Source organism: Desulfobacterales bacterium, from assembly GCA_030066985.1.
Lineage (GTDB): Bacteria > Desulfobacterota > Desulfobacteria > Desulfobacterales > JAHEIW01 > JAHEIW01.
This window is the reverse complement of record JASJAN010000024.1, coordinates 76793-88419: the sequence shown is the minus strand read 5'-3', so window position 1 is coordinate 88419 and position 11627 is coordinate 76793. Positions and strand designations below refer to the sequence as shown.

The 11627-nt window shown below is 50.1% G+C and carries 10 protein-coding genes and 1 pseudogene; all 11 read right to left on the bottom strand.

Translation table 11 applies throughout. The annotated features are described in order from the left end of the window. Positions 1-6 precede the first annotated feature (6 nt). The 11 genes and pseudogenes from pylSc to QNJ26_13690 all read right to left on the bottom strand — a co-directional run bounded on the left by pylSc (position 7) and on the right by QNJ26_13690 (position 11603). Positions 7-849 carry a pyrrolysine--tRNA(Pyl) ligase large subunit gene (pylSc, locus tag QNJ26_13740; GenBank protein MDJ0986598.1) on the bottom strand — a complete coding sequence of 281 codons (843 nt, stop codon included), beginning with the start codon at positions 847-849 and terminating at the stop codon, positions 7-9. A gap of 457 nt (positions 850-1306) precedes the next feature. Next, positions 1307-3070 (bottom strand): aldehyde ferredoxin oxidoreductase family protein, encoded by a 1764-nt coding sequence (locus tag QNJ26_13735; GenBank protein MDJ0986597.1) that lies wholly within the window; start codon positions 3068-3070, stop codon positions 1307-1309. A 93-nt stretch (positions 3071-3163) separates the two neighbouring features. Next, positions 3164-3817, bottom strand: a complete 654-nt coding sequence (locus QNJ26_13730; GenBank protein ID MDJ0986596.1) for a corrinoid protein — start codon at positions 3815-3817, stop codon at positions 3164-3166. Between the two features lie 32 nt (positions 3818-3849). Beyond that, positions 3850-5235: pseudogene (gene mtbB / locus QNJ26_13725) on the bottom strand ([dimethylamine--corrinoid protein] Co-methyltransferase). Between the two features lie 26 nt (positions 5236-5261). Continuing rightward, the gene (locus QNJ26_13720; GenBank protein MDJ0986595.1) at positions 5262-5591 is read right to left on the bottom strand and encodes a hypothetical protein; all 330 of its coding nucleotides are present in this window, start codon (positions 5589-5591) and stop codon (positions 5262-5264) included. After that, entirely contained in the window at positions 5584-6858 is a 1275-nt protein-coding gene (gene gabT / locus QNJ26_13715) for a 4-aminobutyrate--2-oxoglutarate transaminase (GenBank protein MDJ0986594.1), read from the bottom strand. Before gabT ends, QNJ26_13720 begins: the two co-directional genes overlap by 8 nt. 121 nt (positions 6859-6979) lie before the next feature. Then, positions 6980-7984, bottom strand: coding sequence for a branched-chain amino acid ABC transporter permease (locus QNJ26_13710; protein ID MDJ0986593.1), 1005 nt, complete (start codon positions 7982-7984; stop codon positions 6980-6982). Positions 7985-7998: 14 nt separating this feature from the next. After that, on the bottom strand, positions 7999-8880 hold the full coding sequence (locus QNJ26_13705) for a branched-chain amino acid ABC transporter permease (GenBank protein ID MDJ0986592.1): 882 nt from the start codon (positions 8878-8880) through the stop codon (positions 7999-8001). Between the two features lie 5 nt (positions 8881-8885). Then, a complete protein-coding gene (locus QNJ26_13700) occupies positions 8886-9590 on the bottom strand; it encodes an ABC transporter ATP-binding protein (protein ID MDJ0986591.1) in 705 nt (234 codons plus the stop codon). A gap of 10 nt (positions 9591-9600) precedes the next feature. Further along, entirely contained in the window at positions 9601-10365 is a 765-nt protein-coding gene (locus QNJ26_13695) for an ABC transporter ATP-binding protein (GenBank protein ID MDJ0986590.1), read from the bottom strand. Next, positions 10365-11603: an ABC transporter substrate-binding protein gene (locus QNJ26_13690; protein MDJ0986589.1), complete on the bottom strand. Its 1239-nt coding sequence runs from the start codon at positions 11601-11603 to the stop codon at positions 10365-10367. Before QNJ26_13690 ends, QNJ26_13695 begins: the two co-directional genes overlap by 1 nt. Between the last annotated feature and the right edge of the window lie 24 nt (positions 11604-11627).

Below are 11627 nucleotides of genomic sequence, written 5' to 3'. Positions count from 1 at the left end.
TAATTCTCATTGAATATTTAAGCGGATACCATCCAAATAGGTGAGGCTGCGCCCCATCTTTGCCAGATTGCTACTGCTAGCAGCCACCATGAGCAGCCGTTCGAGCCCAAAACCGATGCCAACCCATGTATCCGTTATTTTCCAGGGCCGATCCAGCGGATGCGGGCCCATAGCGGCCGAACCGATCTCAACCGGATCCTTTCCAGCCACCATGTCGATGGTATCACCATAGATTTCGGATTTTATCTTCTCAAAGCGATAACTACTGATGCCGGCGGTCTCAGCAACCAAAGCGCCTAATTCTGAAATTCTCTTTTTTCGCTGATCGGTGGGAAGCCCCATTTCAACCAAATTGAGCATGGTGAACTCACTGGAATGCTGGGCACCATGAGATTCCTTGCGAAAGCAGGGACCGATCTCAAAAACCTTGACCGGTTTATCCCACAGGCGCAGCAGGTCCACCAAAACGTAATACAGATGGGGTGCCAGCATGGGTCGCAAACACTTATTTTTATCGAGCCAGTATATCTGGGAATTCAGCGGGTGGTCGGCGTCAATCGACATTTTCTGCAATAGGCCCCGCGACATTAATATCGGTGTGGTGACTTGGACGAAGCCCTGTTTGATCAGCTCCTCTGCCAGCTTGGTTTCAAGCCTGCATAGTCCGGGCCTCATTTCATTTTCACGAAACGCTTTTAGGCGCTGCCGTAATTGCTGCGCCTGCTTATTTTCGATTTTCTGGAAAGCACTTTCCCGAGCAGCCGTATTCTCAAATTCCTGGTTCAAATCAGACTCGGATGCTTCCAGCTCCTGCAATCGTCTTAGCTGTGTTTCGGTCCACGTAACCATATGAATCCTCAACTCTGGCAGAATCTAAAGTTTAATGGCGGGGAGTACGGGAGTTGCACCCGCCTATGTGGATTTAGAGTCCACACGATCACATTGCGATCCACCCCCCGCATTTTAATGATGATTTACATTTTTTGCAAAACGATATTTCTCAATAAATGTGCATGAATTTTGCACGAGTCGCAGGCTTTCATATGCAAGGCATTTCAGGGCGAAGCTATAGTGAACTATGCTTCGCTCTGAATAATCCGCCTCAGGCGGACCGATGGAAGCCTGAGGCTCGCCGCATTGTTTCCAGGGTGAAAATTAATGAGATAGAATGATACACATCCATTAAGAATGATCTGCTATTGTTATACTCCGCCGGTTCGTTGCATCGCTATTGTATATTTTTATGATTGCTTCTCATTAATTTTCATGCAAATTCAAGCACCAAATATCAAAATACATCAAATGATCAGCCTTGAGGCTGACCCATTTCGTCCCATCCATGCAGTCGATAATAATCCTGCAGCATGGTTTCAAGCTCATCTTCGGTGATGACCAGCCCGGAATCTTCAAGTTTGCGGTGAAAGATTTTCGGCAGCCGATCATCCTCGGGCTTTAACCCTTCCCGCAAATTGAACCGCCGGATGATGTCAGCAATCTGCCGGGCCCTCTGCTGCAGTCCTGCTTTACCTTCATCGATGCCGGTTAAGGCCCGGATCATTTCTGCCAGCTTATCCCAGTCGTAGAAATCACGGTAAAACCGGCAAAGAATCAACGTGTCGAAAAGGGTCAACCGATCTTCAAAATCCAAAAATAGCTCGGCTTTACCTTCAATTTGCTCCGGTGGGATCATGCCGCTGATTTCCGGTTTATAAAAAGTGGCTCTCAAGTGACACGCCCCCCGATCCGAGGTGGCATAGCTCAAGCCCATGCCTTTGAGAGAACGCGGATCATATCCCGCCGGCTCAAGTCCCTTAACGTGAACCGCCTGGTCTTCCATTTGCCATTGCCGGGCCGCCGCTTTTATGCCACCAGCCAGCACTTCACCGATGTCTTCTCTGGCGGCGATTTTATGAAGCAAGTCGGCGATGGCGTCGACATCACCATAGTCGATCGGATAATCGATGCGGCCCTGTTTGGCAGCTTCAATCGTAAAGGCGCAAAGGTTGCCGGCTGTAATCGTATCCATGCCCAGACGATCACAGATATCATTCAGATAGGCAATTTCTTCGATGCTGTCGATTAGGCACAGTCCCCCGAAGGCATAAATGGTTTCATACTCCGGTCCTTCGATCTTGAGGCCGGCATGACGACCCTTTTGGACGGTGCTCATGCGCCCGCAGGCCATAAAACACTTTAGGCAGGCATGGGGCTTGACATCGCATCTTTCATGCAGGGCATCGGCGCTGATTTTTTCCCAATCCGTATAGACGCCTTCTGCCCAGTAGCGCGTTGGAAACGCACCGGCGGTGTTGATCAGCTTGACCATCATGGGGGTTCCCAGTGACTTATAAGCATTGGTCGCCGGGCTGTCTTTGGCCTCTGCCGCGAGATTCTTGGAAAATTCGCGCACCGCTTTGTCATCATAAAACGAACGTTTCTGATCGCCCTGAAATAAAATGCCTTTGATTTGTTTGGCGCCCATGATTGTGCCGACACCGGTTCTTCCAGCGGATCGCCAGTAATCGTTTTCAATGACCGCAAAGCAGACCTGATTTTCACCAGCCGGTCCAATTACCACCGCGCCTTTGCGTCGATACCGATTATCGGATTTGCCGAAGCGCTGCATAACGGCATCTTCAGCAGCGTAAGTTTCCATTCCCCAAATATCACCCGCTTCATGAAAATCTACTCCTTCGGGATGAATCACCAGGATGGTGCGCTCGGCGCACCTTCCTTGGATGACAATGGCGTCAAACCCGGTGCTGTCGATGGCCTCAGGCACCTTGCCGCCGGAATACGATTCCGAATAGAATCCGGTCTGAGGTGACTTGGTGAAAACCCCATAGCGGCACGATCCCCAGATGGTGCTTCCCCCGCTGGGCCCAGTGGCAAAAATTAAAGAGTTTTCCGGGGACAACGGATCAACACCCGGTGGATTGAGGCTCGATAACAGATGGGCGCATAAACCTTTGCCGCCCAGCAGATTATTGGCGTCTTCGTCGAGGGCCTCGATGGAAAAACGCTTGTTGCTTAAATCGATTTTTAATATGCGGTTGTAAAACCCGTGCATGTCTTCCCCCTGTCATTGGCGGCATGTTCATCAATGACACGCCGCGGAATGGAATCCATTAGATACCGAGACCGAAATTAACGGCATGCAAAATTAATCTTGCATCAGGAGCTCTTTGACTTTTAAAACACCGTCCTGGGCATCTTCAGCATAGGCATCTGCACCGATGCGGGCCGCCCAGCGGGGTGTTACCGGAGCGCCACCGACGATCGTTTTAAAGCGATCCCTAAGACCTGAGCTTTTGAGTGCTTCTTCAATCTCTTTTTGCTTCGGCATGGTGGTCGTTAGCAGGGCGCTTGTGCCAATGATGTCCGCATTTAATTTTTCGGCTTCTTCGATAATTTTGTCGGTCTCAACATCGCGACCCAAATCATGTACGGTAAATCCGTTGGCCTTCATCAATGAAACCACGATTGCCTTGCCGATATCGTGGACATCACCCTTGACTGTGGCAATAAGCACTGTCGCCGGGCTGGCCTGCTTTTGCGATTCGTCGGCGATGGCTTCGTTTACCAGGTCGGTGACCGTTTTCATGGCATCGGCGGCTTTAATCAATTCCGGTAAAAACAATTGGCCGCGTCCGAATAAATCGCCCACATGATTGATTCCGGGAATAAATCCTTCCTTTAATAACTCAAGCGGATCGGTGCCTTCGGCAATGACTTTTTCGGCGAATTTAGCCGCTTCCTCTTTGTCTTGCTGAACAATCAACTGTTTGGCTTCCTCAATGATCTTTTCATCTATCATGAACCTATCTCCTCTACGGCTACAATTTAATCTTAAATCCCAGCTTTGGCTTTAAAGCGGTTGACGCAATTGATATCGATATCCAGAACTTCGGCAATGCGGCATTTGGCTTCAATGCCCAGAGCATCGCCGGCCTGCGGTGAAATAACACCTAGGTTCAGATCCTGGCGGACTTCAGTCATAATGACCGGGTCAGCTATTTCGGCTACCGATAAACTTAATTTATTGGCGACATACTCTTTGGCTTCCTTAATTTTCATGCCGCGGGACATTTGCATGCGGGCGACCAGATCTCCGGAGGTCCGCATTCCGCCCATGCCCGAGGCGTGTGCGTGAGCAAGCGCCATGGCGAACGGATCGCCGACGCCAACCTACAACCCGTCCAATCGACAGATTTCCACCATGGCTTTGGACGCCCGGGAAACCGTATCGATGGGGGGATGATCGCAGGTTGGGACGGCCCCGACACCCATACCCATATTCGGGTGAATGGGAATTTTGGCGACTTCGCCGACCGCTTTGGTGAAGGTCACCACCCGCGCCACATTCCAGGGGGTGGACTCGGTCGTATTGGTATTGACAACCGGGCCATAGATCGTGCCCCCGGCTTTTTCGACCAGTTTGACTTGATCGTGAGGGTAGAGTCCGGCCAGTCGGGTGCCTTCAAATTCAAGACCGGCGTGCATGCCGAGGATGAATTCACCGGCCATACCGATCTCGACACACGTATGCGGGTATTTCTCCTTCAACTGTTGGGTGGCCAACAGGGCCGCCAGAAAATCAGCATCGCCGGCTGCACCTGTGGAGTCGATATTTATCCCGTCGGCCCCGCATTCAATCATGCAGCTGCCCACAAAGACGATATCTCTGACAGCCTCTTTGACCGCCAGTTCGTGGGATGCCTGCGCCTCTTCTATTTTGCCCGCCGGCATGAGCTCGGCCGGATTCGGAAACGGGCCGTCAGGCTGGGAGTAAAGGCCCAAATTGGGCATGGCGCCATAAAACATGGGCGCATGCGTGGTTAAAAGGGCCTGTTCCATGACCGGTTGCTCAAAGGTAACGATGGGTTTGATGGGTTTGAAGCTATAATCCACGTGGCAGAGCTCCAGTGTGTCGGCGCCCATGACCTTTTCATATACCTGCAGGCCCTGGATGCGCTCAAGATTGAGCCCATGGCGCCTGATTTTCACATGGGCGCCATCGTAGGTCAGAACGATTTCCTGCCCGGGCTCCACACTGATAAATTTATAGGGCGAGCTAAAAATATCGAATAGATGGTTTAGCTCATCTTCGGTTAGCGGCGGTATTTTGCCACGATCCGCCGCGTCCTCGGTGCCGGCTTCCAAATCCGCCCGCAGCTCACTTTCGCTCATTTCAGTGGGCGTTCCGTCACCGAAACGGGTAAGAATCTTTCCCATAATATCCTCCCTTATTCTTTTTTCGCTCAAGCGGTTTCAATGCTCGGGCGACGTCCGTAAACATAAACCGTGATATTCTCCGGGAGCGTGAGATTTAAAATTTCCTGTGAAATCTCATCCAACTCATCCACCTTTAATTTAACAATAAGTAAGTGGTGCTTTCCGGTAGGGTCGTGGTGCACCTCCTGGGTGATGACGGATTTCTGATACCGCATGATAAACGCATCAGCCTCGCTGAAATCTGATCTGTTTTCCATGGTTCCGGTCTTTTCGAAAATGATGTAATCAGAAGACGGATCCAGATTCTGTTTGATCTCTGCGAAGTTTGCCAATATGGCATTATTGTTCTTATTCATTGGCACTCGAGAGGGCTGCCAGCCCTTCCTCCATGATGGCAAAGCCTTGTTCCAGTTGTTCATCCGTAATCACAAACGGCGCCAAAATTCGTATGATGTTGCCGAAGCTGCCACAGGCCAGGATCACCAGACCTCTTTCGTAGCAGAAACTTACCAGTTGTTTGGCTTCATCGGTAGCGGGTTCTTTATTGTCTCCCTTGAGCAGCTCCAGCCCCAGCATGGCGCCCAGACCTCTGATTTCTCCGATCATCGCGAATTGCTGCTGCCACTTTTCAAACCGCGCTCTCATCTTTTCCCCTAAAACCGCCGCTTTTTCTACCAGGCCTTCTTCCTCGAAAACCTCCAGCACGGCCAGTGCAGCCCGACATGCCACGGGATTGCCCCCATACGTTCCGCCCAGACCCCAGGGATGGATGGAATCCATGATCTCCTGCTTGCCGATGACGGCTGCCAGCGGCATACCGGCTGCCAGGCTTTTGGCGACCGTAATCAAATCCGGCTCTACATCCCAGTGTTCGATGGCAAACATCTTGCCGGTCCGACCCATGCCGCTCTGAATTTCATCGGCCACGAAAAGAATGCCGTTTTCTCGGCAAATTTTGGCCAGCTCCTGAAAATAGCCGGGCGGTGGCGCAATAAAGCCGCCCTCACCCTGTACCGGTTCGATCACAACCGCTGCCACCGCTTCTGGGTTGACGTGTTGGACAAAAAAATCATGAAGCTTCTCCGGCCCCACCTCGTCGCCGAAAGGCATCCGGTATACCTCCGGCGCAAAGGGGCCGAATCCGAATTTATAGGGCTTGACCTTGCTGGTCATCGTCATGGTCAGCAACGTGCGGCCGTGATAAGCGTTTTCAAAGACGATAATGGCAGGCCGTTTGGTGTAATAGCGGGCAATCTTAACCGCATTTTCAACCGCTTCCGCACCGGAGTTGAGAAAAACCGCTTTTTTGGGGAAATCGCCGGGGGTCACTTGGCAGAGTTTTTCAGCCAGCATTACCACCGATTCGTACGGGTTGACCATAAAGCAGGTGTGGGTAAATTTTTCGGCCTGATCCTTTATCGCCGCCACCACCTTGGGATGGCTGTGCCCGATGTTCATAACCGCGATGCCACCGGCAAAATCAATATATTCTCTGCCTTCAACATCCTTTATGATGGCCCCTTTGGCGGATTCGACATATAAGGGCGTCACACTTGCCACCCCGTCGGAGACATAGCGGCTCCTTTGTTCGTGCAACACTTCGTTTTTTGCTTGAAGACTCATAGATTTGCTCCTCTTCTGTAAACGTTAAAAAAGAAATAATGCTTGAACCTTGCTTTGCGCTATGATGCGCGCCAGCGATAATAGGTTTTTAGCCATCCGCTGACGCTGCGAGCAGCGTCATTTAAACATTTTGGCCGGTGGTCGATTTCACCTCCGCTGCTCTGCCTAGCAAACGCTTACCCATTCGATTCTTAAAAAAGTTGAGATTCCCCAGTATGCCTTCCGGCATGAGTTTGATGGCAACGACGACAATCGCGCCAAAAATCAGGAAACGATAGGCTTCTAACGGACGCAAAAACTCATTTAAAAAAAGAATAATAAAACCGCCTAAAAAGGCGCCCGGAAAGATTCCCATGCCTCCGATGATCATCATGAGCATGACCAAAAGGAAGATATCAAGACCCAACAATCGGGGAGAGATAATGCCGGCATAATGAGCATAAAATCCACCCATGATTCCGGTCAAAAATGCCGAAAGGCCAAATACCATCAATTTATACTTATATTCATTTATGCCCAGGGTTTTGGCAAAGTCCTCTGAGTCGCGCAGGCCGATGAATCCTAAACCAATTGAGGAAAAAATGGTTTTATAGACAACTAAAAGGACCAAAAAGGATATTACCAAAGCGGTATAATACCACGGAATCAGATCGGTACGTGAAAACGTATATGCGCCTAAACTTAATTTTGGAATGGACATCAGACCCGTGCTACCGCCGGTGCCCAGTGGGTCGGCCACCTTAATCATCGGTGCCACAACCAGATGAAGTGCAAAGGTGATTAAAGCAATGTAGGCGCCTTTTAATTTCATGCACGGCAGGCCGATGAGAACACCCACCAGTGCGGCCATCAATCCGCCAATCAAAATGCCCAGCCAGGGGGAGATCCCCAGGTATTTGGTCACCATGCCGGATGTATAGGCGGCCACTACAAAAAAACCAAACTGACCAAAGGTAAAAATACCGGCATACCCCATCGTGAAATTCCATACGGATGCTACCGCGCCCCAGACCATGCAGGTAATCAGGATCCCGATGATATATGCATCCTTGTAAAGAAACACGGGCAAAAACAGCAAAACGAGATATATGGCCAAATAAATGATTAGCTCTTGTCTGATTTCCATTTTCATTTTTCTATCTAACCCCAAGTGCCCATTAATCCCGAAGGACGAAATGCCAGTACCCCTAAGAAGACCAAAAACCAAAAAGGCATGACCCAGGTGGCACCCAGCCCCCAGGAAACAAAGGACTCAAAAATCGCCAGGATAAAGGCCGCATAGAGTGTTCCCCGAATGCTGCCCAGGCCGCCAAATGCCACGATGACAAACACACGGAAAAATGGGGCCCAGCCGCCATGAGGCGTGATGAAATAGCGGGGTGCCAGCAGAATACCACCGGTTCCCACCAGTGCGGTGGACAGCCCAAAGGTATAGCTAAATACTTTTTTGATTGGAATGCCGACAATTTCGGCGCCGGTCATATCTTGCGAGATGGCTTGCATGCATCTTCCGATCCGGGTTCTGGACAGAAATAAACCAAAGGCAATCATCACCGTTACGGCGATAATCATCATAGCCAGATCTTGCACGCTCAGGGTGAAACCAAACGGATTTATGGAACCACGAAACATCGGCGGCAGCGGCTTGGCAAATCCGCCAAAAATAACCAGCGCCAGATTATCCATTAAAAAGGCCAATCCCAGCGTCACCATCATCGTGGTCACCTGCCAGTTTTTGCGCCAGCGCAGGGACCGCACCACAATCTTTTCGGTACCCATACCCAAAAAAAACATTGCCGGCACTACAATCAAAAAAACCAGCGGATAATTCATCCATGAAAATGTGGCAAATAAAATCCAGGCAAAATAAGCGCCCCAGGTAAAAAAGGATCCGTAGGCAAAATTGAATACCCGCGATATGCCGTAAATAACCGATAATCCGATACCCATAATCGCGTATGCTGAAGCCGTCACAATCCCACTAATAATCACTTGAATGATCTGTTGAACCCAAATATTCATCGGTATTATCCACCTAAAAATACATCTTTAACGTGTTCGTTGAGCAGGGCCTCTTCTCTTGGGCCATTAAAGACGATACATCCGTCTTCGATCAGACAGATTCGGTCTGCGAAGTTCACCACCTGATTGACATTCTGCTCCACCAAAAGGACGGTCATGCCGCTGGAGTTGATCTCATTGATCTTGTCGAATACTTCGTTTCTGAGGATGGGAGCCAATCCGAAGGACGGTTCATCAATGGCCAACAGCTTGGCACATGACATAATACCTCTGCCGAGGGTTAGCATGCGTGCTTCTCCGCCGCTGAGTGTGGCTGCATATCTATCTTTAAATTTGTTTAAATGTGGAAATAAATGAAAGACGTATTCGAGGGTTTCGCGTTCTTTAGCCCGGGCATTGGTGTTATAGGCGCCCAGCTTTAAATTATCCAGAACAGTCATCTGGGGGAAAAGATGTCGCTCCTCGGCCACATACACCAGGCCCATCTCCACGATTTTATCCGTCGCGAATCCGTTAATTTCGGTTGAATTGAAAACGATTTGCCCTGAGGCTGTGCGGAGTAAGCCGCAGATCGTTTTCAGTAAAGTGCTCTTTCCGTGGCCGTTGGGTCCGATCACCAGGAAAAAATCACCCGGAGCGACTGTAAAAGAAACGTCTCGGATGGCATGGAATTCACCATAATAGGTATTGATGTTCTTCAATTCGAGCAAAACGGTTCTCCTAACCCAGATAAACTTCTTTTACTTTTTCATCTTCCATGACTTCCGTCGGGGGGGCAGTGCGAATTTCTTCCCCGTAGTGCAGGATCATCAGACGATCAGAAAGCTCTTTGAGCACTTTCATCAGATGCTCGATGATAATGACGGTGATATTCAATTCCTGATTGATCTTGCGAATGAGTTCGATGAGTGGATCAATCTCCGCCGGGCTCAGACCACCAATGGGCTCATCGAGCAACAATAGGCGCGGCTGGGTCGCAAGCGCTGCCGCAATCATAATCAGCTTTTTATGAAACAGGTCCATATTCTCAGCGATGGTTGTTTTATCATCCTGCAAACCAACGAAATCTATAACCCGATGGATAATCTCCGCTTCATTACCATCCTTTAGGTGTTTGTTACCAAAATGCGCACCAAATCGGACATTGTTGAACACATCAAGGCTGGAAAAGACCTGCGGAATTTGAAGTGTCCGGGCGATGCCGCGGTGACAAATCTGATAGGGTTTAAGGTTGGTCACATTTTTATCTTCGAAGCGCACCTCGCCGGTCCCCTGCAGAAAGCCGGTAATCAAATTGAACACCGTTGTTTTTCCGGCACCATTGGGCCCGGCAATACCAAACACCTCGCCTGCAGGGACCTCAAAACTTAAATCATTGACGGCCAGCATGGCCCCGAATGCCTTGGTGAGGTTTCGGACTTGAAGGATGGGGGCTTGCGCCCCCACGCCTTCGTTTTGCGAGTTGAAATCTGCAGTGCTCGCCATTACTGAGCCTTTGGCCAGGTTTCTTTTAACCACGGCGGCAGCTGATAGAGCGATATTTGCTTGCTACCCAGATTGCGCAGCACGAGTTTGCCTTTTTCGGCTTGAAATAGATTGACCGGTAGCAGATCATCCCCCGCTCTGGCCGCCTGGCGCGGGTTGTTGAAGTCGTATACCCCGCCGATGCCTTTATGGCGGTTGGTCTTCATGGTGGCGGAAACGGCCTTGTAATCTTTTACATCGCCAACCTTTTCAACCGCCGCCGCCCAAGCCATTACGCCGTCATACACGCAGGGCACAACGCTGATTGGCATGCTATCGGTTTTAAACATTTTTTTGTATCGGGCTTCAAGGGCGCGCCCTTCGGGCGTCGCCTCAGGTGGAATCGCCAGGGCCGCGTAACCGCTAAACCCATCGGCATATTTGCCGGCGACCTCCATAAAGGAGGGAATGGAGACTGCATAACCCAGGTCCACCAGAGAATTGGTCGGGTTTTGCAGGTATTGATCTGCAAAAGCGGCAATGCTTTCAGGAGCGTAAATGCTCAAAAATACCAGCGCGGGGTCATGGGCCCGAATTTTTGTCAGAATGGGTCCCCAGGCATTGGTGGCTGCAGGCGTTTGTTCATATATGACCAGGTCTAGATTGTATTGTTTGGCCTGCTCTTTCAGAGCAGCCGCGATTTTTTTGTCCCAATCGTATTCACTGTAAACCACGGCCATCTTCTTGTTAGGCAGTTTGTAACCAAACCCCATGAAGGTTTCGATGGTTTTTGAAACATAAGCCGGCTCATTATCACCGGCCTGAAAGACATTCCAATACTGAGCGGGATCATCTTTCACCATACCCGTGGCAACGGTGGAAGCATTATTGTTGATGTAAGGGACATCGTACTTGCCAAAGGCCTGTACATCCGGGCCCATGGCATTGCAGGCGGTGACAACCACATCAACTTTTTCCTTTACGACCAGGACTTCCGCAGCGGATATCAGTTTTTCAGGCAACATATCTTCAACATCAAACGAGACCACTTTGAGTTGTCGCCCCAAAAGCCCACCCCGGGCGTTAATATCGGCCACGGCCATCTCTGTAGCGTTCAACATCACATTGCCGTCAGAAGCATAATAACCCGTAAGCGGATTGGGTGCGCCCACTTTAATCGGCTCCGCCGCCATTACCTGGACGCTAAATAGAACCACAACAGCTAAACTCGCAATGATAAAAAGACGATTTGCTTTCATCGGTTTGTACTCCTTTTTAGGTTT